The following is a 21,573-nucleotide window of genomic DNA, read 5'->3' on the forward strand; positions in this document are numbered from 1 at the left end:
CCCAACTATCGGGAATCTCATTGGGGCACATCGAGACGTCTGCTGACGCCCGGCTCTGTGTCGCTGACGCCAGCGAGGGAGATGCTGGCGATGCGCGTTGGGAGGTGGACGACGACGGTGTACTTCACGTTCGTAGCGTCGACGGAGAAGCGGTCTTCCTGCCCGGGGCAGGACGGTTCTCGGGCTCCGACTGGTCCGAGCTTCGCGAGCCGTTCTGTGGTGAGACCTTCGTTGACTTCAGCCCATCGCGGGATTGAGGCGGAGGAGCGCCGCGGCATGGCATGTGTGCGGGGTAGCAGTCATCCGATGGCAGCACCTATGAGCTTCGCTTCCGGGACTGCACGTGTCTGCTGAGTCAGTGATCGGACCGATACTGATCGTGATCGGGCTTGGCTTGATGCTCTTCCGCAGGTCTGTTTCCCAGATCTTCCATCACGGCGTGGAGAGGATGTACGGGGAGCCGTTAGCTGATGATGCGATGCCGCCCGGGCGCACGCCGATGAGGATGCTCATCGTCGGGGTACTCTTCATCGGCTTCGGCATCTTCACTCTCGTCGGCGCCCTTCTGCGGTAGCGGTGGAGCACGCGCAACCGTCTCGCGACGCAGTCGGTTCCCACCACCCGTCCACGTGAGCGAGTGGGCCGCCTCCCAAGACGATCGCGGCAGCACACACCCCACCGAGGAGAGCCAGGCTTCTCCCACGTCGGTCTCCGACGAGAGGAAACATAGGGCGACGACGCGTGCGGTGCGGGGGACACTCACAAGCGAAAACTCTGGGCGTCTGTGGCTTGCCTGCAATATCGATGTGTCGGGCGAATCGATGTGTCAGGTATCCGCCCGAGAGGCAAGAGGCCGATAGCCGAGCAGGCGCTCGATCACGCGGGCCACGCCGTCTTCGTCGTTGGTCGCGGTGGTCTCGTCCGCTGCCTCCTGCACGACGGGTTCCGCGTGCGCCATGGCGACGCCGCGACCGGCCCAGCGGAGCATCTCGACATCATTGAGGGCGTCTCCGAACGCCACGACGTCGGAGCGATCGATGCCGAGATGCGTGCAGAGGCGCGCGAGTCCCGTCGCCTTCGTGACGCCCTGCGCCATGACCTCGACGAACGGGGCGCCGGACAGCGTGGCCTCGAACCCGGTGAGCCCGAGGGACCGCAGGGTCTCGAAGAGTGCGGCGGGGGCGAGCTCGGGGTGCCGGATCACGAGCTTGAGCGTCGGCGCGGCCAGCACCTCGTCCAGCGGGACGCCGCCCATGGTCGCGGGATCGCGCTTGTGGTCGGACAGCTGCGCGATCGCCGCGTAGCCGTGCTGCGCCACGAACGTCTCACCGCCCTCTCGCACGCTCGCGAAGAGCAGGCCGGGCACGCTGGCGCGCAATGCGTCGGCGAGAGTGCGGAGCGTCGCGGGCGGTAGCTCCTCCGCGAACAGCATGCGGCCCTCGGTGAGATGTGTCGCGTACGCGCCGTTGCCGCACAGCGCCCACCCGTCGAATCCGGCGTCGGCGGCGATCACGCGAAGGCCGATCGGCTGACGCGCCGTGACCGGCACGACCGCGACGCCCGCGTCCCGCGCGGCATCGAGCGCCGCTCGGGTGCGCGGCGACACCGCGGACGAGCTGTCGAGCAGGGTGCCGTCGAGGTCGGTCGCGATCAGCCGCACGGGAGGGGCCCCTGAGCCTGTCGAAGGGACTGAGCCTGCCATGCGATGGGTCCCTGAGCCTGTCGAAGGGTCAGGAGAAGATCATCGGCAGGTCGTCGTCGGCGTCGTCGCCGCCGAAGTCCAGATCGACCACCACGGGCACGTGGTCGCTGGGCTGCTCGCCCTTGCGCTCGTTGCGGTGGATCGACGCGCCGGTGACGGCATCCGCGAACGTCTTCGACCCGAGGATGAAGTCGATGCGGATGCCCTCGTTGCGCGGGAACTTCAGCCGCTGGTAGTCCCAGTAGGTGTAGCCCTCCGGGAGCAGCGGGCGCACGACGTCGGTCACGCCCGCGTCGGCCAGCGCGAAGAACGCGTCGCGCTCGGCGGGGGAGACGTGGGTGGAGCGGCCGACCACGATGTCGGGATCGCCGTTGTCATGGTCGAACGGGATGATGTTGAAGTCGCCGACGAGGGCGAGCGGAAGGTCGGGGTTCGCGGACAGCTCGGCCGCGGTGGACCGCTTGAGCTGCTCGAGCCAGTGCAGCTTGTAGGCGTAGTGCGGGTCGTCGAGCGAGCGGCCGTTGGGCACGTACAGGCTCCAGACGCGCACGCCGTCGACCATGACGCCCAGGGCGCGCGCCTCCTGCGGGGCGTCGGGACCCTCGTGGCCCTTCGCGAACCCTGGCATGCCGTCGAAGGCGGTGCGCACGTCCGTGATGGGCAGCCGGCTGGCGATGGCGACCCCGTTCCACTGATTGAGGCCGTGCACCTCGACGTGGTAGCCGGCCTCCTCGAAGGGCGCATACGGGAACTGCTCCGGCTTGCACTTCACCTCCTGCATCGCGAGCACGTCGATGTCTTCACGGACGGCGAACTCGACGGTGCGGGTGACGCGGGTGCGGATGGAGTTGACGTTCCAGGTGGCCAAGCGCATGCGTCCAGCCTAGGGCGTGCCTCCTACACTGGATGCCGTGACCGCACTCGACGCAGACCGCCAGACCCTCCTCGCCCTCATCACGGACGAGGCGGTGTTCCACGGCGACTTCACCCTCTCCAGCGGCAAGAAGGCGACGTACTACGTCGACATGCGCAAGCTCACCCTCGACCACCGCGCCGCCCCGGCGATCGGCCGCATCATGCGCGACCTGATCGCCGACCTCGACATCGTCGCCGTCGGCGGTCTGACGCTCGGCGCCGACCCCATCGCGAACGCCGTCCTGCATGCCTCGGTCGACACCGAGCGTCCCCTCGACGCGTTCGTCGTGCGGAAGGAGCCGAAGGACCACGGCCGCGGTCGCCAGATCGAGGGCGCCGACGTCAAGGGCAAGCGCGTCGTCGTGCTCGAGGACACCTCGACCACCGGGCAGTCCGCGCTCAAGGCGGTCGAGGCGCTGCGCAAGGAAGGTGCGGAGGTCGTCGCGGTCGCGGTGATCGTCGACCGCAAGACCGGCGCGCAGGCCGCCATCGAGGCCGAGGGACTGGAGTGGCGCGCGGCGTTCGACCTCGACGACCTCGGGCTCGACCCGCAGTGACCCGCTACGCGCTGGCCGTCGACGTGGGCGGCACGAAGATGGAGGCCGCCCTCGTCGCCGACGACGGCACGCTCGTCCCCGGCAGCCGCAGCCGGCAGCCCACCGGCCGTGAGGCGACGTCCGCGTCGTTGACGGCGGCGGTCGACGCGATCGTCCGGCATGCGCTCTCCACCCTCCCCGCCGACGCGGAGCTCGTCGGCGCCGGGATCGGCAGCGCGGGTCCCGTGGATCGGACCCGCGGTGAGATCCTGCCGGTGAACATGCCCCTCGCGCGGGGGTTCGGCCTCGTCGACGCGGTCGCCCGTGCGGCCTCGACCGCACTCGGCCGGGACGTCCCGGCGGTCCTGGGTCACGACGGCGGCGCGCTCGCGCTCGCGGAGTCGTGGCTGGGGGCGACGCAGGAGGCGGGAGCCTCGCTGTCGATCGTCGTGTCCACCGGCGTCGGCGGCGGTTTCGTCGTGGGCGGTGCGTATGTGCCCGGGGCCAGCGGCAACGCCGGGCACCTCGGCCAGGTACGCCGCGAGGGCGGGCTCACTCTCGAGGAGATCGCCTCCGGGCCGGCCAGCGCCGCCTGGGCAAGGGAGCAAGGCTGGTCCGGGGCGACCGGAGAGGACCTGGCCCGTGACGCGGCGGCCGGTGTCGCCGTCGCCCGTGCGGCGATCGAGCGGTCGGCCCGCGCCGTCGGGGAGGCGCTGGCGGATGCCGCGACCCTCGTCGACCTCGATGTCGTCGCCATCGGCGGCGGCTTCTCGCGGGTGTCGTCCGACTACATCGACCTCGTCCAGCAGGCGCTCACCGCCAGTGCGGTGCACGACTACTCGCGCCGCACCCGCGTCGTCCGCTCGGGCCTGGGTGACGAGGGGCCATTGATCGGCGCCGCCGCCCTCGTCCTGCGGTGATGGGAGCTCAGCTCCCTGAGACGTAAAGGTGTCGCGGAGGCCCTTCCAGCCGGGCGACGGCGATCTTCAGATCCGTGACGTCCGCCGCCACCGCATCGATGCGGGCGGTGAGTTTCTCTTCGACGGTGTCGATGCGGGCGGTGAGTTTCTCTTCGACGGTGTCGATGCGGGCGGTGAGTTTCTCTTCGACGGTGTCGATGCGGGCGGTGAGTTTCTCCTCCACGGAGTCGATGCGGGCGCCGAGACTTCCTTCGACGGAGCCGATGCGGGCCGAGAGCCGGTGGTCGACGGTGCCGAGACGCTCATCGATGCGGCGGATCATCCAGGCCCCCGCCGCGAACAGGCTCGCGCCGAGGGTGAGCACGACGCCGATCGCGCTGACGATGATCGTGAGGGTGTCCGCGGACACAGCGCTCCCTTCCTCGGTGCGGGTGTGGCTTCGACGATACGTCGTCGCCGCGCGGGCGCCGGTCGGAATTCCGGCATCTGTGAAGAGGTCACCTACTTCGCTGAAGTGTGGAGGAGGAGGAGGAAGGGTCGCAGCAGGACTGAAACGCCGTTACATTCAAAGTGCCGCTGATGTAGTTTTGATACATACCTCTCGCCGGAAGGAAACAGATGCGCGTCCTGGGACTGATCTCCGGCACCTCGCACGACGGGATCGACGCTGCCGTCGTCGACTTCACCGCCAACGGAGGTTTCACGGCGCACGGTGTCGACCTCCGGGGCACGGTGCTCGCGTCCACGAGTGTCCCCTACGATGCCGAGCTGCGGGCGCGCCTCATCGCCGCGCTGCCCCCGGCGCAGACCACGCTGGCTGAGGTGGCCGAACTCGACACCCTCATCGGCCAGGCGTTCGCCGACGTCGCGGCCGACATCGCGGCGGAGGTCGGCGGCGTCGACGCGGTGTGCTCGCACGGCCAGACCGTGTACCACTGGGTCGACGGCGCGCACGCGCTCGGAACCCTGCAGATCGGGCAACCCGCCTGGATCGCTGAGAAGGTCGGTGTACCGGTCGTCGCCGACATCCGCATCCGCGACATCACCGCGGGCGGCCACGGCGCTCCGCTCGTGTCGTTCCTCGACGAGCTGCTGCTCCGCGGTCGCGCCGGCGTCTCGGCGGCGCTGAACCTCGGCGGCATCTCGAACATGACCGTCGTCCGCCCGGACGGCCTCATCGCCTACGACATCGGCCCCGCGAACGCGCTGGTCGACGCGGTCATCGTCGCGCACGACCTCAACCCGCTCGGCTATGACGACGACGCGGCGATCGCCCGGACCGGACGGGTCGACGAGGCGCTGCTGGACGCGATGCTCGCGGACCCGTACTACGCCCTCACCCCGCCGAAGAGCACGGGTAAGGAGCACTTCCACCTCGCCTACGTGCACGAGCACCTCGCGGCGCAGGGACGCGAGATCGCGGTCGCCGACGTCGTGCGCACGCTCACCGAGCTCACGGTCCGCACGGTCGCCCGCGACGTCGAGGCTGCCGGGATCGGCTTCCTCGCGGTGTCCGGTGGCGGCTGCCGCAACCCGCTGCTCCTGGAGGGGCTCCGGGCCGCGCTGCCGCAGACCGAGGTCGTCCTGGCGGACGAGCTCGGCGCTCCCGCCGACAGCAAGGAGGCCATCCTCCTCGCTCTCATCGGCTGGTCGACCCTGCATGGCGTCCCCGCCATCGTTCCCGGCGGGACCGGTGCGCGCGAGCCGCGCATCCTCGGCACGATCACCCCGGGCGTCGGTCCGCTGCAGATGCCCGAATCGGTCGCGGCCATCGACTCACTGAGCCTCACGGACGCCTCGGCGTCCTGAGCCGGCGGACTCAGCGCCGGCGGTCGTCGTCGTCCCAGGGGCCTTCCCACCAGCCGGCGCGGCCGTCATCCTCGCCGCCGCGGCGGCGGGAGCGCACGAACTGCACGACGAAGACCGTCAGCGACGTGAGCGTGATGAGGATCAGGACGAGGAACAGCAGGTCGCTCTGGTTCATGGGCGCTTCCCTTCTGCCGCATCCGCCACGATCTTCGCGATGCGGGTGGCCTTGGTCTCCGGACGCTTGGCCATCGCGATGTGCGTGAGGCCCATCTTCTTCACCGATTTCGGGAACGCATCCCAGGTCGCCCGCGCCGCCGGCACCGCGTCGAGGGCGGCGGTGAGCTCCGGCGGCTCGATGCCGGCCTCGGGACCGTCGAGCACGGTCCACGAACCGTTCGCCTTCGCCGTCTCCAGCGCGCGGATGCCGGCCGGAGCGAGGAGCCCCGCCGCCTCCAGCTCCGCGATGCGCGCCTTGTTCGTCGCCGCCCAGCCGCTGCCCGGGCGTCGGGGGGAGAACCACTGGCCGCCGGTCTCGTCGTCGAACGTGCGCACCGGACCGTCGATCCACCCGAAGCACAGCGCCTGCCGGACGGCGTCCTCGTAGCCGACGCCGGTGGCGGATCGCCCGCGCACGCTCAGCAGCCACACCCCGGCCGTGCGTTCGTGGTTCGCCTCGAGCCAGGCGCGCCACGCCGCGGCGTCCGCCGCCGTGACCCGCTCGCCATCGTCGAGGGCGCCCACGTCAGTCCTCGTCGAGGGTGGGGATCGAGTCGGTGATCGTCGGCAGGAGGTCGGCGACCGAGTCGACGATCTCGTCCGGACGGAAGGGGTACTGCTCGATGATCCGCTGGTCGCTGATGCCGGTGAGCACGAGCACCGTGTGCAGACCCGCCTCGATGCCGGCGACGATGTCCGTGTCCATCCGGTCGCCGATCATGCCGGTCTTCTTCGAGTGCGCGCCGATCTTGTTCAGGGCCGAGCGGAACATCATCGGGTTGGGCTTGCCGACGACGTAGGGCTCCTTGCCGGTGGCCTTGGTGATGAGGGCGGCGATCGCGCCCGTCGCCGGCAGCACCCCGTCGGCGCTCGGACCGGTGGCATCCGGATTCGTCACGATGAAGCGCGAGCCGTTGATGATGTGGCGGATGGCCTTGGTGATCGCTTCGAACGAGTAGTTGCGGGTCTCGCCGACGACGACGAAGTCGGGGTTCGTCTCCGTCATGATGAAGCCGGCCTCGTGCAGCGCCGTGAGGATGCCGGCCTCGCCGATGACGAAGGCCGAGCCGCCGGGAAGCTGCTGCGCGAGGAAGTCGGCGGTCGCGAGGGCCGAGGTCCAGATGCGCTCCTCCGGCACGATCAGACCGCTCGCGCGGAGGCGGGCCGAGAGGTCCCGGGCTGTGAAGATCGAGTTGTTCGTGAGCACGAGGTAGGGGATCTCGTTGCGCTCCCATCCGGCGAGGAGTTCGGATGCCCCGGGGATGGCGTCGTTCTCATGGACGAGCACGCCGTCCATGTCGGTGAGCCAGCATTCGATGTCGTCGCGGTGTGCCATGTGCTCAGCCTAGAGGCCGCACCTTTCCTTTCGAATCGCCTGATCGGCCCCATCCCGAGCCGTTTCGCCGCACAGTGCGCGATTCGAACGGGGGTCAGGCCGACAGCCACACCACGTTGCGGGCGGCGGCGGGCAACGGCGGCTCGGTGCCGTCGAGGGCGATTCCGGACGGGGTCACCGTCACGGTCGTCCCCACGACGACCCCGTGGGACTCGAGGGTCCGCAGCAGTTCCGGGTCGCGGTCGTCGACGCGGAGCACGCGGCCGGTGTGTCCGTCCGGGGCGTCGGCGAGCAGCACGAAGGGCTCCCGCTCGATGCGGCCCTCCGCGTCGGGGATCGCGTCGCCGTGTGGGTCGAAGCGGGGCCGTCCCAGGCGCTCGTCGATGCCCTCGAGCAGCCGGTCGCTGATGGTGTGCTCCAGGACCTCGGCCTCGTCGTGCACCTCGTCCCACCCGTACCCGAACTCCTGCACGAGCCAGGTCTCGATGAGGCGGTGGCGGCGGACCATCGCGAGGGCGCGGGCGGTGCCGGCCTCCGTCAGCCGGACCGCGCCATAGGGCACGTGCGACACGAGTCCCGCGGCGGCGAGCTTCTTCACCATCTCCGTGACCGACGACGGGGCGATGCCGAGCTTCGCCGCCAGGACCGAGGGGGTGATCGGCGCGTCCTGCCACTCGGTATGCGCGTAGACGGTCTTCAGGTAGTCGTCAGCTGCCGGGGATGCCACCCGTCAACCTTACGCGTACGGGTCGGCCGGCCTCACGGCCGGGGTCAGGCGCCCGCGGAGCCGAGCAGGATCACGGTCGCCTGCCCTGCGAAGAAGAGCACGAGGAATCCCAGGAGGGCGGCGGCGAGCGAGAGACGCCCGTCGAAGCCCTCCACCTCGGCGATGCCGACCTTCCGGGCGCGGAAGGCGAGGATCAGCGTGGCGACGCCGAGTGCGAGCTGGACCCAGGGGCTGGCGGGGCCGATGACCTTCGGGAAGGCGATGAGGAGACCGCCGATGACGCCGGTCGCGAAGCCGCTCCAGGTGAGGAGGCGGACGGTGCGGCGAGCGGAGGCGGCAGACATGGTTTCGAGCCTATCCGCCGTCATGCCCCCGTCAGCACCAGCCAGAGCAGGGCCGCATTCAGGGCGATGAGGAGCACCGAGGCCACGATGCCGGCGACCGTCGTCCACACCCGGTTTGCCCAGACTCCGAGGGTGCGGCGCTGCGCGGTGAGGGCGACGAGCGGGATGAGCGCAAACGGGATGCCGAACGACAGCACGACCTGGCTGAGGACGAGGGCGAGCGTGGGGTCCACCCCGATGCCGAGGATCACGAGGGCGGGGATGAGCGTCACCAGGCGGCGGGCCAGCAGCGGAATGCGCACATGCAGCAGGCCGTGCATGATCTCGGCGCCCGCGTATGCGCCGACGGAGGTCGAGGCGAGACCCGAGGCCAGCAGCCCCACGGCGAAGAAGGTCGCCACGACCGGGCCGAGGCCTGAGGCGAGGGCGGCGTGCGCACCCTCCAGGGAGTCGGTGCCGGCCACCCCCGCGAGGTTCGCCGCAGCGAGCAGGAGGATGCCCAGGTTCACGGAGCCGGCGATGACCATCGCGATCGTCACATCCCAGCGCGTCGCCGTGAGCAGGCGGCGGATCCGCGAGGTCTCGACGCGGGCGGCCTCCTCGGTCGTCTCGGTGCTCGTCGCGCCGAACCGGTCGCGGGCCAGAGAGGAGTGCGCGTAGATCGCGTGCGGCATGATGGTGGCGCCGAGGATCGAGGCGGCGAGGAGCACGGACCCCGTGTCCTCGAAGCGGGGCACGAGGCCGCTCACCACGCCGGCCGGATCCGGCGGCGCGAGGAACAGGCCGGCCATGAAGCCGATCGTGATCACGAACATGAGGCCGATGATCACGAACTCGAAGGGCCGGGCGCCGCGACGGTTCTGCACAGCGAGAAGGACCATCGACACCGCGCCGGTGATGAGGCCGCCCCACAGCAGCGGGACGCCGAAGAGCAGGTTCAGGGCGACGGCGCCGCCGATGACCTCGGCCAGGTCGGTCGCCATCGCGACCAGTTCCGCCTGCAGCCAGTAGGCGCGGCGGGCCCACGGCCGTCGTAACCGCCCGCCCAGCACCTCCGGGAGGCTCTGGCCGGTGACGACGCCGAGCTTCGCGGACAGGTACTGGATCAGCCAGGCCATGACGTTGCCGGCGACGACCACCCACACGAGCAGGTAGCCGTACTGTGCGCCCGCCGTCATGTTGCTGGCGACGTTGCCGGGATCGAGGTAGGCGACGCCCGCCACCAGCGCAGGACCGAGCAGCCACAGCAGGCGCGGCGGAGCAGTGCGAGCGGGGATCAGCGAGGCGTCGGAAATTTTAGGCACACCGAAACCGTAGCGTATTTTTCGGCGAGCCTAAATCTCCTATCGCGGTTGCAGCGACACGCTCGCCGCTCGGAAGCCGGTCGACGCGGCGATAGCCTGGCGGGATGGATTCCCAGCGCCCCGAGAGCACGGACCCGCCCGCCCCCGGTGGGTCTCCGGCGCAGCCCGGATACGGCGTCGGACCGTGGCCGGGAGGACCGTCCGCCTGGCCTGAGGGAGACCACTACGATCCGGAACTCCTCGCCGAGGGCGACACCCGAAACGTGATCGATCGCTATCGCTACTGGCGGATGGAGGCGATCGTCGCCGACCTCGACATCCGGCGTCATCCCTTCCATGTGGCGATCGAGAACTGGCAGCACGACATGAACATCGGCTCCATCGTGCGCAGCGCCAACGCGTTCCTCGCCGACACGGTGCACATCATCGGCCGTCGTCGCTGGAACAAACGAGGCGCCATGGTCACCGACCGCTACCAGCACGTCGTGCACCATGAGGACATCGCCGGCTTCGCTGCCTGGGCTGAGGCGGAAGGGCTGCCCGTCATCGCGATCGACAACGTCGACGGAGCCGTACCCGTCAACCACGCCGACCTGCCGCGCTCCTGCGTCCTCCTCTTCGGCCAGGAGGGGCCGGGACTGTCACCGGAGGCGCTGGACACCGCTTCGGGTCACATCGAGATCACGCAGTACGGGTCGACCCGCTCGATCAACGCGAGTGCCGCCGCCGCGGTCATCATGTACGAGTGGTGCCGACGCCACGCTGAGTGACCAGCATGGTCGGTCGTGGGGTGCTGTATTCCGCTGTGCCCAGCGTTTGGGGAGAACTCGCCCTATTTCGTCGGCTGGGGAGGAGTCACACCGAAGCGGTGAGCCATCGCCCGGAGCGTACCCGCCATCCCAGCGTCGCCAGCCGTGCGAGCAGGTACACGCCGAAGAACGCGACCGCGAGCCACACGAGGCCGGCGGTGCCGTCGACCCCCGTCGCAGCGATGATCGCCAGCGCAGGCAGGAACGGCACGAGGTTCAGGCCTCCCGCGATCGCCAGGTACCGGGCGTCGTTCGCTCCCATCAGCACGCCGTCGAGCACGAACACCACACCCGCGATGGGCTGCGCCACCGCGAGCACGATCAGAGCCGGCTGCACCACGTCCGCCACTGCCCGGTCGCCGGTGAAGACGATGCCGAGCACTCCGGAGAGGGCGGCGATGATGACGCCGACCACCACGCCGAACCACGCCCCCCACGCGACCGTCCGCCCCAGCACCCGGCGTACCTGCGCCTCATCCCCGGCGCCCAGCTCCTTGCCGATCAGCGCCTGCGCCGCGATCGCGAGCGCGTCGAGGGCGAACGCCGCCGCCGAGAAGATGGTGAACACGATCTGCCAGCCGGCGAGCTCTTCCGTGCCGATCCCCGTCGCCACGGCCACGGTTGCGAGCAGCGCGATGCGCAGGCTCACCGTGCGCAGGAACAGCCAGCCGCCCGAGGTCGCGGTGTGGCGCAGGCCGTCCCGCTGGGCGCGCAACGAGGCGCTGTGCCGGGTCGCGAGGCGCTGGACCACCAGCGCGTACGCCGCGACCATGCCCCATTGTGCCGTCACGGTGCCCGCCGCGGAGCCGGCGATGCCCCAGCCGAGGCCGTAGATGAAGAGCCAGTTCAACAGCGCGTTCGCCCCGAAGCCGAGCCCCGCGATCCACAGCGGCGTCATGGTGTCCTGCATTCCGCGCAGGAGCCCGGTGGCGGCGAAGACGATGAGCATCGCGGGGAGCCCCCACATCGAGATCACGAGGTACTCGTTCGCCTGGGCCGCGACCTCGGGGCTCGCCCCGAACAGGGAGACGAGCCAAGGGGAGGACACGGCGCCGACGACGGCGAGCACGGCCCCCAGGCCGAGCGCGAGCCACATGCCGTTGATCCCGACCGAGACCGCCTCGCCCGGTCGCCCGGCCCCGAACCGTCGAGCAACGGCCGGGGTCGTGGAGTACGCGAGGAAGACCATGAGGCCGACGATCGTCTGCAGCACGGCTCCGGCGATGCCGAGCCCGGCGAGGGGGACGGTGCCGAGGTGGCCGACGAGGGCGGCATCGACGATGAGGAAGGCCGGCTCCGCGATGAGCGCTCCGAGGGCGGGGACCGCCAGGCGCAGGATCTCGCGGTTCAGGGAGGTGCGGGCGGCCATCCTCCGAGCCTATGACCTGTCGTCGACACCCGAGACCGCGGCCCTGACCGGACGTAGGGTGAAGGAGGAGCTCCGAGCGGACGGAGGCGCATCATGACGGATCCCCGTGAGGCGGCCGCGCGCTATCGCGCCCGCCAGCAGCAGGGCCGTCGTGCGGAGGACGACAGCGACACCCCGTCCGCGGCGGCGGTCGACCGAGCCGCCTTCGTCGAGTCCGCGATCCAGGTCGCCATCCGTCGCGGCGACTTCGACGACCTGCCGGGCGCCGGGAAGCCGCTCGAGGGGCTCGGTGACCACCACGATCCGGACTGGTGGATCCGCCGCAAGATCGAGACGGAGGGGCTGACCGGGCTCGGCCCTCCCGCCATCCTGCTGCGCACCGAGGACCGCGAGCTGGACGGCCAGCTCGACCTCCTCGGTCGGGAGTCCGACGTGCGCGAGGTGCTCGAGGACTTCAACCGCCGCGTGCGCGAGGCGCGCCGGCAGCTGCAGGGCGGACCACCCGTCGTGACACCGTTGCGCGATGTGGAAGCGGAGGTCGCCGCATGGGCGCAGCGCCGGGCGACACGGCCCGCCCCGCCCGAGACGCCATCCCGACGCCGACGTCTCGGTCGTCGGCGCCGGGGATGACTCAGTCCTCCGGTCCCTCCACCGGGCGCGCCCGCCGCGCCCGCAGCCAGCCGTCCACCCCGAATCGTCCGGCGGTGACGATCAGCAACACCGTCGAGGACAGCACCAGCATGACCGGGTACTGCGCGATCAGCTGATCCGCGCTCCAGTAGAGCGCCAGGGTCCCGGCCGAGACGAAGGCGACCGCTCGGGTGAGCGCACCCGCGACGAGGAGGATGCCGAGGCCGACCTCCAGCGCCGGGATCACCACCCCGAAGAACGGAGACGCCGAGGCCATCGCCGCGCCGAGCGGATCGAAGAACGCCGGCACCCTCGTGTTCCCCTGCGCGCTCTGCGCCACGAGCTCGATGTCAGCGGCCCCGAAGCCCGCCCGGTACTTGAGGACGCCCTCGATCAGCCACAGGACCCCGACCACGACCCGGGCGGCCGCCCCCAGCAGCGAGCCGATCAGGAGGCGAGCGGATCGTGGCGCGATCATGACAGCTCGGCTGCCCCGAAGACGGCCTTCGCCTTGTCGCAGTAGATGACGACGTGCGAGTACTCCCCGGCCTCCACTCCGTCGAGAGCGAAGGTCTGCGTAGCGGTGTCGTACGAGACCGCGTCGACGAGCATGCCGGCGGTGATCGCGGCTTCATCGGTGCCGTCCGCGAGGTACACGTGCAGATCGGGTCCCTCGTCCGAGGAGAACTCCGACAGCATCACTTCGGCGTCGGAGACCGAGACGGTCCCGGCGACGTTCTTGCCGTTCAGGCCGGCGAAGTCCCCGGTCCTCGCGGCGGTGTCCGTGCTCGCCGAGCTCTCGGTGGTGCTCTGGGAGGAGGAAGACGACGGCGCAGAGGAAGTGCCCGAGTCCTGCGGGCTGCAGGCGGCGAGGGCGAGGGCGAGCCCGACGGCGGCGGTCGTGGCGAGAAGGGTCTTGCGCATGAGGATCTCCTGTCCGGTGCGAAACGAGTCCGCGCGACAGGTGCCGGGCGGACGTGCTGCACAGCACGCTAGGAAGCCGCGGAACACGACGGGGAAGACCTTTCGGAATCATAAGGATCCGACGATCGCCCTGGTCGCGGGGGCTACCCTCGACCGCATGGAAGGCGTCGTCAAGGTCGCCGTCGTGGAGGACGACCCCACGGTGCGCGAGGCCGTGGGGGAGTATCTGCGCACGCACGGCTATGCGGTCTCGAGCTTCGGCGACGGCGTCTCGGCGCGGACGGCGCTGCGCGAGACCGTGCCCGACGTCGTGATCGTCGACCGGATGTTGCCGGGCGTCAGCGGCGACGAGCTCTGTCGGGAGCTGCGCGCCGCGTCGGATGTCCCGATCATGATGCTCACGGCCCTCGGCGAGGTGGAGGACCGCATCGACGGCTTCGCGTTCGGCGTCGACGACTACCTGGCCAAGCCGTTCTCGATGCGGGAGCTGTCCCTGCGGATCGCGGCCCTCGTCCGCCGCTCGCACGCCGCGCAGGCCGCGTCCGGGGAGCTCAGGGCCGGCGCCTTCGCGATCGATCTGCTCCGTCGGCGCGCGTGGGTGCGCGGAAGCGAGATCGCCCTGACCGGCAGGGAGTACGACCTGCTGGTCTTCCTCGTGCGCAATGACGACCGTGCGCTGGGACGAGACGAGATCTTCCGCGAGGTCTGGGGCTGGACCGTCGGCGAGCTGTCGACGGTGACGGTCCACGTGCGGCGGCTGCGGGAGAAGATCGAGGAGGATCCGCAGGACCCCCGCCATCTCCTCACCGAGTGGGGTGTCGGCTACCGGTTCCGTGCGGGCGGGAGCGTCACGTGACGATGCTCTCCGGTGGGGACCTGCTGCAGATCCTCCTGACGAGTCTGCTCGTCGCGGTCGGCGTCGCCGCCGTCGCCGTGCTGCTCCTGCGTGCGCTCCGCCGGCGCGGGGTCCGCGTCCAGCTCATGGTGGTCGCGAGTGCGGGTGCGGTCGCGATGGCAGGGGCCGTGGTGGCGATCGCCCTGGAGATGTACATCTCCACCCACGACCTGACGATCCTCCTCGCCGTGATCGCCGTATCGCTCGTGCTCGGCCTCGGCATGGCGTGGATGCTGGCCCGGACGATGCGGTCCTGGGCCGTGCGTTTCTCCGCCTCCCTGAGCCGACTCGGAAGCAGTGACGTCACGCCGGACGGGCCGGCCGCCTCTCGTGAGCTCGCCGAGCTCTCGACACAACTCGCGGTGGTGTCGGCCGAGGTGGACGCGGCGAGGGCCGAGCTCGTGCGGCTGGATTCCGCCCGTCGGCGCTTCTTCGCCTGGATCTCCCACGACCTGCGCACTCCGCTCACCGCCGTCCGGGTGCTCGCTGAGGCGGTGGAGGACGGGGCGGCGGTCGCGCCGGAGCGTTTCGCCGTTCAGGTCCGGGGCCAGGTCGAGACGATGAGCCGGATGGTCGACGACCTCTTCGAGCTGTCCCGCCTCACGTCCGGTGCGGTGCAACTGCAGACCGAGCAGGTGGTCCTGCGGGATGTCGTCTCCGATGCGGTGGCCGACGTCGCGGCCGCCGCAGCGCGACGAGACGTCCGGATCGTCGAGCGCGGGATCGCCGGTCCGGTGCTCTGGGCCGACCCCCATCAGGTCGGCAGGATCGTCGTGAACCTGCTCACGAACGCCATCCGGCATGCCCCTCGGGGCACGGAGATCGTGGTGTCCGCGACGATGGCCGATCGGGACCGCCTCGTCCTGGGGGTGCTGGATCAGGGAGCGGGTGTGGCGGTCGAGGACCTGGATCGGATGTTCGATGTCGGCTGGCGCGAGGATGCAGCCCGGGCGGCGGCGGGCGATGATGACGGGGTCGCGTCGGGTGCCGGGCTCGGGCTGTCCATCGCCCGGGGGTTGGCCCGGGCGCACGGCGGCGACGTCTTCGCCGAGCGGACGGCCGCGGGCTTCCGCATGAACGTCTCGCTCCCGGTGGGGGCACCACATCGCTCGTGAACCCGTTGGACACCGCGGGGGACCCCGGCCATAGGCTGGAGCGCATGACCGATGTGCTTCCCGCGGGCCTCGCGCTCGACGACCTCAGCCCCGACATCCGCCCGCAGGACGATCTGTATCGTCACGTGAACGGCGCCTGGATCGCCCGCACCGAGATCCCCGGCGACAAGGCCCGCTGGGGCTCCTTCCACCTGCTGGCCGAGCAGGCCGAGAAGGATGTCCGCGCGATCGTCGAGGAGTCGCAGGAGGCGGAGGAGGGGACCATCGCCCGTAAGATCGGCGATCTCTTCGCGAGCTTCATGGACACCGAGCGCATCGCCGCCGCGGGCGTGACCCCGCTGGCCGACACCTTCGCCGAGATCGACGCGATCGACGGCATCCCCACCTTCCTGCGCACGGTGGGCGCCTACGACCGGGAGGGCCGGGCGGCGGTGATCGGTCTTTATGTCGACGGCGATCCCGGGAATCCGGAGCGCTACCTTCCGGTGCTCGTGCAGGCCGGACTCTCGCTGCCGGACGAGAGCTACTTCCGCCTCGACACGTTCGCGGAGACCCGCGCGGTCTACCGCGAGCACCTCGAGCGCCTGCTCACTCTCGCCGGCGTCCCCGATGCTGCGGCACAGGCCGAGCGCTCCATCGCGCTGGAGACCGCGCTCGCCGGGCACCACTGGGACAACGTGCGCAGCCGCGACGCGGTGGCCACCTACAACCTCAAGACCTGGGACGAGCTCCAGGCCCTCGCCGGCGTCGACCTCACCCCGTGGCGCGAGGCCGTGACGCCGACCAACGCGCAGGCGTTCGACGAGGTCGTCGTCGCGCAGCCGAGCTTTTTCGAGGGGCTGGGCGCTCTGCTGACTCCGGAGCGGCTGGAGGACTGGAAGGCGTGGCTCCGTGCGAAGGTCGTGCACGCGGCGGCGCCGTACCTGACCGACGACCTCGTGCAGGAGAACTTCTCGTTCTACGGCACGCAGCTCACCGGTGTCCCCACGATCCGGGAACGCTGGAAGCGCGGTGTCTCGGTCACCGAGGGGGCGCTCGGCGAAGCGATCGGCAAGGTCTACGTCGAGCGGCACTACCCGCCGACCGCGAAGGCGGCCATGGACGAGCTCGTCGCCAATCTCGTCGAGGCCTACCGGCAGAGCATCGAGACTCTGGAATGGATGACCGCCGAGACCCGGCAGCGGGCGCTGGCGAAGCTCGACGCGTTCACGCCGAAGATCGGGCACCCCGAGGTGTGGCGGGACTATTCGGCGCTCGTGATCGACCGGAGCGACCTCCTCGGCAACGTGCGCCGCGCGGCCATCTTCGAGCACGACCGCAACATCGACAAGGTCGGGAAGCCGATCGACCGCACCGAGTGGCACATGCCGCCGCAGATGGTGAACGCCTACTACAACCCCTCGATGAACGAGATCGTGTTCCCTGCGGCCATCCTGCAGTACCCCTTCTTCGACGCCGGGCGCGACGCGGCGGCGAACTACGGCGGGATCGGCGCGGTCATCGGTCACGAGATCGGTCACGGCTTCGACGACCAGGGCAGCCGGTACGACGGCGACGGGCGCCTGCAGGACTGGTGGACCGACGCCGACCGTGCCGCCTTCGAAGAGCGCACGAAAGAGCTCATCGCGCAGTACGACGCTCTCGTGCCGGAGGGTCTCGACAGCGAGCACCATGTGAACGGCGCGCTCACCATCGGTGAGAACATCGGCGATCTGGGTGGCCTCGGCATCGCGCTGAAGGCGTACGAGTTGTCGCTGCGCACGGACCCGTCGGTTCCCGAGCCGGTCGAGGCCCCGGTCATCGACGGCTACACCGGCGTGCAGCGGCTGCTCCTCTCATGGGCGCAGGTCTGGCAGCAGAAGAGCCGGGAGGCCGAGACCTTGCGCCTGCTGACGATCGATCCGCACTCGCCCAACGAGTTCCGGTGCAACCAGATCGTCCGCAACATCGACGCGTTCTACGAGGCCTTCGGCGTCACCGAGAAGGATGCCCTATGGCTGCCGGAGTCGTCCCGGGTGACCATCTGGTGACGAACCTCCGGACTCTGTGAGGCGCGTCCCGGCGGTGGGGTTACGATATCCCTGCCGCCGGGGCTCCCTTCCCGGAAGTGCAGTATCCCTCCCCCTCCTGAAGGACCACGCGTGGGTGCGACCGACCCTGGTGACGCGTTCCGGAACCCCTCGGCTCCCGGAGCGTCCGGGAGCGCGCCTGAGTCGTCCAGCGGTCGTCGTTCGCAGCGGCCGGGAGCCCGGCGGCTGCCCCGCCGCGTGGCTGTCGGACGGCGGTCGTTCACGTCGACGCTGAAGGCTCTCGAGGGCCTGGCGAACGCGGGTGCGCAGGTGTCCGTTCACGTGGTCGACCTCGACTCCCATGTGCACGTACTGGCGGGGGACGACCACGTCACGCTCCCCGTGGCGGGTCTCGGTGTCGTCCCGCTGCTGATCGAGGTGGCGGCGGCGTTCGAGTCCGGCGCCCTCGATCCGCTGGAGATCGTCGAGCGGTCGAGCGTCGAGGCCGTGGAGAGCTCCGGCCTGTGGCGGCACCTGCGGGCCCCGGCGCTGCCGCTGGAGGACCTCGCCGTGCTCGCCGCGACGGCCGGTGACCCGATCGCCGTGAACATCCTGCTGGAGAAGGTCGGGCACGATCGGGTGCGTGAGCGCATCGAGGGACTGGGGCTGCGACGCACCGCCCTGCTCGATCGGTTCCGCGATCGCCGCGGTCCGGACGACGCGCCGCAGGTCGCGGTGGGGTCGGCGCGCGAGCTGGCGGGTCTGTTCTCCGCGCTCGTGAACTCCCAGGTGGTGGATGCCGCCGTCAGCGCTCAGGTGTCGGAGTGGCTCAGCCTCAACCAGGACCTCAGTCTCGTGGCCGCCTCGACGGGTCTCGACCCCTTCGCGCACGAGCACGATGCCCACGGCCTGCTGTTCGTGAACAAGACCGGCCGCGACCGTGGGGTCCGCGCCGAGGCCGGGGTGCTCGCCGGACCGCGGGCCGGTGTCGCCTACTCCCTGATCGTGTGTTTCGACGACCTGTCGATCAGCCACCGCCTCCGCGCCCACGACGCCTTCCGCGTGCTCGGAGTCGAGCTCATGGAGTACACGCACTGACCCCGCCTGACCCGCGCAGGCATCCGCGCCGCATCAGGCTTCCAGGGCGGCAATGAGCCTGACCTCCCGCGGTCGCCTGACCTCGCGTGTGCTCCTGTCTCCACGTCCCCGGGATCCTACGCGCGAACGCAGGCATCCGCGTGGCATCAGGCGTCGGGGTCGCACCCGGCCTGATGTCGCGCGAGAGCCTGCTGTCGCGCGTTCGCCTGCTGTCGAGCGGTCGCCTGCTGTCGAGCGCTCGCCTGATGTCGCGCGAGCGCCTGATCGCGCGACGCACGGGCTAGCATCGGGGCATGCCTCATGCCTGGACCCCGCACCGCCGCGACGACGGCGAGCTGCTCGGCTGGATCCATCCGGAGGGCGAGGACTGGATCGCCGTCGATGTCCTCGGGCGGAGAGTCTCCGGCCCGGGCGAGTGGCTCGACGCGGAGGCCGCGCTGGAGGACCACGGCATCGCCTGGCTCGCCGATCCGTGGATGCTCGAGGGAGAGGACGACCGCCCGCTGCGGGTGCGCATCCTCGAAGTGACGCCGGACGAAGAGGGCACGCCGGGGCGCATCGTCGTGAAGGTCGACGACTTCGGGGACATGACCCGTCCCGCGACCGCACAGTTCACCCTGCCGTGGCCGCTTCCCGCCCGGCTGCGGCCACCGCGTGCCGACGACCCGGATCCGCGCACGATCTCCCGCTGACCCTCCGCCGTAGGTCGCAGATCCGCCGTAGGTCGCACGTTCTGCGGGAATCCTTGCGACCTCGGTGCGAATCCACGATCGCCGAACGGGTCAGCGCAGCGAAGGGTGCTGCTCCGTGGAACGGCGTCGCGGGATGAACAGCGAGAGCACCACGGCCACGATGCCGGCGGCGATCGCGAGCCAGAAGCACACCTCGAACGCGGCCCTCGTCGGCACCGCCACGCCGCCGACGTCGACGCTCATCGCCGCGAGCACTCCGCCCATCACGGCCGAGGCCGTCGAGGTGCCCACGGAGCGGAACAGCGCGTTCAGCCCGTTCGAGGCGCCGGTCTCGTTCGCCGGCACGGAGCGCATGATGATCATGGGCATCGCGGCGAAGGTGAACCCGATGCCGACGCCGATGAAGATGTTGGCGACGAAGATGTGCCACACCTCGGTCGACCACAGCAGCACGAAGACGTAGGCGAGCACGATCGCGATGGCGCCGACGGTGAAGAGCGGACGCGGCCCCACGGTGCGCTCCAGCCATCCGGACAGGGGCGAGATCACCATCATGACCAGCCCCGCCGGCATGATGACGAGCGAAGCGGCCACCATGTCGAGCCCGAAGCCGGCACCGCCCACCGCCGGCATCTCCAGCATCTGCGGGAACGTGACGTTCGAGGCGAACAGGGCGAAGCCCATGCCGATGGCGGCGATGTTCGTGAAGAGGACCGCGGGCCGGGCCGCGACCCGCAGGTCGAGCAGCGGGTCGTCGGTACGGAGCTGATACCAGCCCCACAGCAACAGCACCGCGACGCCGCCGATCACGCACACGAGGGTGAGCGGTGCCGTCCACCCCCACTCGGCGCCGCGGGACACGAACAGCAGCAGACCCGTGAGACCGATCGCGAGTCCGATGGCGCCGAGCACGTCGAGGCGTCCGGGGGAGCGGAGCACGTCCTCCGGCACCACGGCGAGCACGAGGAGCAGCCCGAGGACCCCGAGGGCGGCCGCGAGCCAGAACAGCATGTGCCAGTCGGCGTTCTCGGCGAGGAGCGCGGCGACGGGCATGCCGATCGCCCCGCCGACGCCCATGGTGGCGCTCATGAGGGCGACCGCGGTGCCGAGGCGCTCGGGAGGCAGCACGTCGCGCATGATCGCGATGCCGAGCGGGACGACGCCGGTCACGGCCCCCTGGAGGGCACGGCCGATGATGACGCCGACGATCGACCCGGAGAGCGCGGCGATGACCGAGCCCACGATGAGAATCGCGAGCAGCGCGATGACGACCCGGCGCTTGCCGTACATGTCGCCGAGGCGGCCGGAGATCGGGGTCGCGACGGCGGCCACGAGCAGGGTGATCGTGACCACCCAGGTGGTGTCCTCGCGCGAGGAGTTCAGCAGCTGCGGCAGCTCGGCCTGCAGCGGCACGACGAGCGTGAACATGAACGACGAGCACAGGCCCGCGAACGCCAGCACCGCGATGATCGCCCACCGCGGAGGGGTACGGGAGAGGCGTTTCCTGGCTCTGTCGTCGTTCGCACCCACCGGTTCAGGCTATCGGCGTTCCCGGAGGCGAGGGGCCGATGTGGTTGCATGGCCGGATGACCGAGCACACCGCGCCCGCGCAGCACCCCGCCGACTCCGCGTACCACCGCCGGCTCCCGATCGGCGAGGTGCTCGACGCCTCGGCGCTCGCGCAGGGCCTGCCGTGGGCGTTCGAGAGCGTCACGATGCGGCCGCTCGAGCCGATGCTCGTGCCGGAGAAGCCCCGAGCCGGCGAGCAGGACCCGGAGGAGTGCGGCCACTGCGGTCCCAGCGTGCACACGATCTGGCAGGACGACCTCTGGCAGGTGCGTGCCGGGTGGGATGTCGGCGGCCTGCCGTTCATCGGCGGCGTCGCGCCGCGCGAGCACTGGCTCCTCGAGAACGCCCCGCAGGACGTGCTCGCCGCTCTCGGGCCGCTGATGCAGCGCGTATCGGAGGCGGTCAAGAGCATCCCCGGCGTCGCCCGCTGTCACTTCGGCCGCTGGAACGACGGCTCCGCGCACATGCACATGTGGGCGCTGGGTCGTCCGGCCGGGATGATGCAGGGCCGCGGCGCGGTGCTCGCCTTCTGGGACGGCGTCCTGCCGCCGCTTCCGGCGGAGATGGCAGAGGACCACCTCCGCATCGTCGCGCAGGCGCTCGCCGCGGGCGGAGGCGAGGCCTTCCCGCACCGGTGACCCGGAGTCGGTTTCC

25 protein-coding genes are annotated in these 21,573 nt (G+C 70.6%); 12 read left to right on the forward strand and 13 right to left on the reverse strand.

From position 1 onward, the window contains the following. Positions 1-826: 826 nt before the first annotated feature. Positions 827-1,702: an HAD family hydrolase gene (locus CYL12_RS13845; RefSeq protein WP_101848097.1), complete on the reverse strand. Its 876-nt coding sequence runs from the start codon at positions 1,700-1,702 to the stop codon at positions 827-829. Positions 1,703-1,730: 28 nt separating this feature from the next. Beyond that, positions 1,731-2,576, reverse strand: a complete 846-nt coding sequence (locus CYL12_RS13850) for an exodeoxyribonuclease III (RefSeq protein WP_101848098.1) — start codon at positions 2,574-2,576, stop codon at positions 1,731-1,733. Between the two features lie 37 nt (positions 2,577-2,613). On the opposite strand from CYL12_RS13850, the gene pyrE reads away from it, so the two are divergent. Beyond that, positions 2,614-3,174, forward strand: coding sequence for an orotate phosphoribosyltransferase (gene pyrE, locus CYL12_RS13855; protein WP_101848099.1), 561 nt, complete (start codon positions 2,614-2,616; stop codon positions 3,172-3,174). Next, a complete protein-coding gene (locus tag CYL12_RS13860) occupies positions 3,171-4,073 on the forward strand; it encodes an ROK family protein (protein WP_101848100.1) in 903 nt (300 codons plus the stop codon). The genes pyrE and CYL12_RS13860 overlap by 4 nt, the downstream gene beginning before the upstream one ends. Before the next feature lie 7 nt (positions 4,074-4,080). On the opposite strand, the gene CYL12_RS13865 is transcribed toward CYL12_RS13860, so the two are convergent. Beyond that, positions 4,081-4,482 (reverse strand): hypothetical protein, encoded by a 402-nt coding sequence (locus CYL12_RS13865; RefSeq protein WP_101848101.1) that lies wholly within the window; start codon positions 4,480-4,482, stop codon positions 4,081-4,083. 209 nt (positions 4,483-4,691) lie between these two features. Here CYL12_RS13865 and CYL12_RS13870 point away from each other — a divergent pair, with 209 nt between their 5' ends. Then, positions 4,692-5,882, forward strand: coding sequence for an anhydro-N-acetylmuramic acid kinase (locus CYL12_RS13870; protein WP_101848102.1), 1,191 nt, complete (start codon positions 4,692-4,694; stop codon positions 5,880-5,882). Positions 5,883-5,892: 10 nt separating this feature from the next. On the opposite strand, the gene CYL12_RS17345 is transcribed toward CYL12_RS13870, so the two are convergent. The 6 genes from CYL12_RS17345 to CYL12_RS13895 form a co-directional block, all read right to left on the reverse strand. Then, complete coding sequence (locus tag CYL12_RS17345; RefSeq protein ID WP_168429049.1) at positions 5,893-6,057, reverse strand: hypothetical protein; 165 nt, start codon at positions 6,055-6,057, stop codon at positions 5,893-5,895. After that, positions 6,054-6,623 carry a YdeI/OmpD-associated family protein gene (locus CYL12_RS13875; protein WP_101848103.1) on the reverse strand — a complete coding sequence of 190 codons (570 nt, stop codon included), beginning with the start codon at positions 6,621-6,623 and terminating at the stop codon, positions 6,054-6,056. The genes CYL12_RS17345 and CYL12_RS13875 overlap by 4 nt, the downstream gene beginning before the upstream one ends. Position 6,624: 1 nt before the next feature. After that, positions 6,625-7,434, reverse strand: coding sequence for an HAD-IIA family hydrolase (locus tag CYL12_RS13880; protein WP_025104898.1), 810 nt, complete (start codon positions 7,432-7,434; stop codon positions 6,625-6,627). Positions 7,435-7,528: 94 nt separating this feature from the next. Then, positions 7,529-8,161: a metal-dependent transcriptional regulator gene (locus tag CYL12_RS13885; protein ID WP_101848104.1), complete on the reverse strand. Its 633-nt coding sequence runs from the start codon at positions 8,159-8,161 to the stop codon at positions 7,529-7,531. A 44-nt stretch (positions 8,162-8,205) separates the two neighbouring features. After that, a complete protein-coding gene (locus tag CYL12_RS13890; RefSeq protein ID WP_101848105.1) occupies positions 8,206-8,505 on the reverse strand; it encodes a hypothetical protein in 300 nt (99 codons plus the stop codon). A 20-nt stretch (positions 8,506-8,525) separates the two neighbouring features. Continuing rightward, positions 8,526-9,809, reverse strand: coding sequence for an Nramp family divalent metal transporter (locus CYL12_RS13895; protein ID WP_101848106.1), 1,284 nt, complete (start codon positions 9,807-9,809; stop codon positions 8,526-8,528). A 104-nt stretch (positions 9,810-9,913) separates the two neighbouring features. On the opposite strand from CYL12_RS13895, the gene CYL12_RS13900 reads away from it, so the two are divergent. After that, positions 9,914-10,579, forward strand: coding sequence for a TrmH family RNA methyltransferase (locus CYL12_RS13900; RefSeq protein WP_101848107.1), 666 nt, complete (start codon positions 9,914-9,916; stop codon positions 10,577-10,579). An 85-nt stretch (positions 10,580-10,664) separates the two neighbouring features. On the opposite strand, the gene CYL12_RS13905 is transcribed toward CYL12_RS13900, so the two are convergent. Further along, a complete protein-coding gene (locus CYL12_RS13905; protein ID WP_101848108.1) occupies positions 10,665-11,987 on the reverse strand; it encodes an MATE family efflux transporter in 1,323 nt (440 codons plus the stop codon). Between the two features lie 93 nt (positions 11,988-12,080). On the opposite strand from CYL12_RS13905, the gene CYL12_RS13910 reads away from it, so the two are divergent. Further along, the gene (locus tag CYL12_RS13910) at positions 12,081-12,617 is read left to right on the forward strand and encodes a DnaJ family domain-containing protein (RefSeq protein WP_101848109.1); all 537 of its coding nucleotides are present in this window, start codon (positions 12,081-12,083) and stop codon (positions 12,615-12,617) included. A 1-nt stretch (position 12,618) separates the two neighbouring features. Here the strand turns inward: CYL12_RS13910 and CYL12_RS13915 are convergent, their stop codons facing one another. Continuing rightward, on the reverse strand, positions 12,619-13,095 hold the full coding sequence (locus CYL12_RS13915; RefSeq protein ID WP_101848110.1) for a DoxX family protein: 477 nt from the start codon (positions 13,093-13,095) through the stop codon (positions 12,619-12,621). Further along, on the reverse strand, positions 13,092-13,541 hold the full coding sequence (locus tag CYL12_RS13920) for a DM13 domain-containing protein (RefSeq protein WP_101848111.1): 450 nt from the start codon (positions 13,539-13,541) through the stop codon (positions 13,092-13,094). Before CYL12_RS13920 ends, CYL12_RS13915 begins: the two co-directional genes overlap by 4 nt. Positions 13,542-13,698: 157 nt before the next feature. Here CYL12_RS13920 and CYL12_RS13925 point away from each other — a divergent pair, with 157 nt between their 5' ends. From CYL12_RS13925 to CYL12_RS13945, 6 genes are all read left to right on the forward strand, one after another. Beyond that, a complete protein-coding gene (locus CYL12_RS13925) occupies positions 13,699-14,397 on the forward strand; it encodes a response regulator transcription factor (protein ID WP_101848112.1) in 699 nt (232 codons plus the stop codon). Positions 14,398-14,399: 2 nt separating this feature from the next. Then, positions 14,400-15,551 (forward strand): sensor histidine kinase, encoded by a 1,152-nt coding sequence (locus tag CYL12_RS13930; RefSeq protein WP_233486901.1) that lies wholly within the window; start codon positions 14,400-14,402, stop codon positions 15,549-15,551. Positions 15,552-15,595: 44 nt separating this feature from the next. Next, positions 15,596-17,581, forward strand: a complete 1,986-nt coding sequence (locus CYL12_RS13935; RefSeq protein ID WP_101848114.1) for a M13 family metallopeptidase — start codon at positions 15,596-15,598, stop codon at positions 17,579-17,581. A gap of 111 nt (positions 17,582-17,692) precedes the next feature. Then, positions 17,693-18,658: a serine hydrolase gene (locus tag CYL12_RS13940; protein WP_101848115.1), complete on the forward strand. Its 966-nt coding sequence runs from the start codon at positions 17,693-17,695 to the stop codon at positions 18,656-18,658. A 140-nt stretch (positions 18,659-18,798) separates the two neighbouring features. Continuing rightward, the gene (locus CYL12_RS17245; RefSeq protein WP_158297197.1) at positions 18,799-18,942 is read left to right on the forward strand and encodes a hypothetical protein; all 144 of its coding nucleotides are present in this window, start codon (positions 18,799-18,801) and stop codon (positions 18,940-18,942) included. Between the two features lie 9 nt (positions 18,943-18,951). Then, the gene (locus CYL12_RS13945; protein ID WP_101848116.1) at positions 18,952-19,350 is read left to right on the forward strand and encodes a hypothetical protein; all 399 of its coding nucleotides are present in this window, start codon (positions 18,952-18,954) and stop codon (positions 19,348-19,350) included. A 90-nt stretch (positions 19,351-19,440) separates the two neighbouring features. On the opposite strand, the gene CYL12_RS13950 is transcribed toward CYL12_RS13945, so the two are convergent. Then, positions 19,441-20,880: an MFS transporter gene (locus tag CYL12_RS13950; RefSeq protein WP_101848117.1), complete on the reverse strand. Its 1,440-nt coding sequence runs from the start codon at positions 20,878-20,880 to the stop codon at positions 19,441-19,443. 56 nt (positions 20,881-20,936) lie between these two features. Here CYL12_RS13950 and CYL12_RS13955 point away from each other — a divergent pair, with 56 nt between their 5' ends. Further along, positions 20,937-21,557 carry a hypothetical protein gene (locus CYL12_RS13955; protein ID WP_101848118.1) on the forward strand — a complete coding sequence of 207 codons (621 nt, stop codon included), beginning with the start codon at positions 20,937-20,939 and terminating at the stop codon, positions 21,555-21,557. Positions 21,558-21,573 lie beyond the last annotated feature (16 nt).

This window comes from Zhihengliuella sp. ISTPL4, assembly GCF_002848265.1.
Taxonomy (GTDB): domain Bacteria; phylum Actinomycetota; class Actinomycetes; order Actinomycetales; family Microbacteriaceae; genus Microbacterium.

Excerpts from the sequence above, each read along its gene's own strand:
- CYL12_RS13845 (WP_101848097.1), bottom strand. The coding sequence starts at position 1,702 with ATGGCAGGCTCAGTCCCTTCGACAGGCTCAGGGGCCCCTCCCGTGCGG.
- CYL12_RS13850 (WP_101848098.1), bottom strand. The coding sequence starts at position 2,576 with ATGCGCTTGGCCACCTGGAACGTCAACTCCATCCGCACCCGCGTCACC.
- CYL12_RS13870 (WP_101848102.1), top strand. The coding sequence starts at position 4,692 with ATGCGCGTCCTGGGACTGATCTCCGGCACCTCGCACGACGGGATCGAC.
- CYL12_RS17345 (WP_168429049.1), bottom strand. The coding sequence starts at position 6,057 with ATGAACCAGAGCGACCTGCTGTTCCTCGTCCTGATCCTCATCACGCTC.
- CYL12_RS13880 (WP_025104898.1), bottom strand. The coding sequence starts at position 7,434 with ATGGCACACCGCGACGACATCGAATGCTGGCTCACCGACATGGACGGC.
- CYL12_RS13890 (WP_101848105.1), bottom strand. The coding sequence starts at position 8,505 with ATGTCTGCCGCCTCCGCTCGCCGCACCGTCCGCCTCCTCACCTGGAGC.
- CYL12_RS13900 (WP_101848107.1), top strand. The coding sequence starts at position 9,914 with ATGGATTCCCAGCGCCCCGAGAGCACGGACCCGCCCGCCCCCGGTGGG.
- CYL12_RS13905 (WP_101848108.1), bottom strand. The coding sequence starts at position 11,987 with ATGGCCGCCCGCACCTCCCTGAACCGCGAGATCCTGCGCCTGGCGGTC.
- CYL12_RS13910 (WP_101848109.1), top strand. The coding sequence starts at position 12,081 with ATGACGGATCCCCGTGAGGCGGCCGCGCGCTATCGCGCCCGCCAGCAG.
- CYL12_RS13915 (WP_101848110.1), bottom strand. The coding sequence starts at position 13,095 with ATGATCGCGCCACGATCCGCTCGCCTCCTGATCGGCTCGCTGCTGGGG.
- CYL12_RS13920 (WP_101848111.1), bottom strand. The coding sequence starts at position 13,541 with ATGCGCAAGACCCTTCTCGCCACGACCGCCGCCGTCGGGCTCGCCCTC.
- CYL12_RS13925 (WP_101848112.1), top strand. The coding sequence starts at position 13,699 with ATGGAAGGCGTCGTCAAGGTCGCCGTCGTGGAGGACGACCCCACGGTG.
- CYL12_RS13930 (WP_233486901.1), top strand. The coding sequence starts at position 14,400 with ATGCTCTCCGGTGGGGACCTGCTGCAGATCCTCCTGACGAGTCTGCTC.
- CYL12_RS13935 (WP_101848114.1), top strand. The coding sequence starts at position 15,596 with ATGACCGATGTGCTTCCCGCGGGCCTCGCGCTCGACGACCTCAGCCCC.
- CYL12_RS13945 (WP_101848116.1), top strand. The coding sequence starts at position 18,952 with ATGCCTCATGCCTGGACCCCGCACCGCCGCGACGACGGCGAGCTGCTC.
- CYL12_RS13955 (WP_101848118.1), top strand. The coding sequence starts at position 20,937 with ATGACCGAGCACACCGCGCCCGCGCAGCACCCCGCCGACTCCGCGTAC.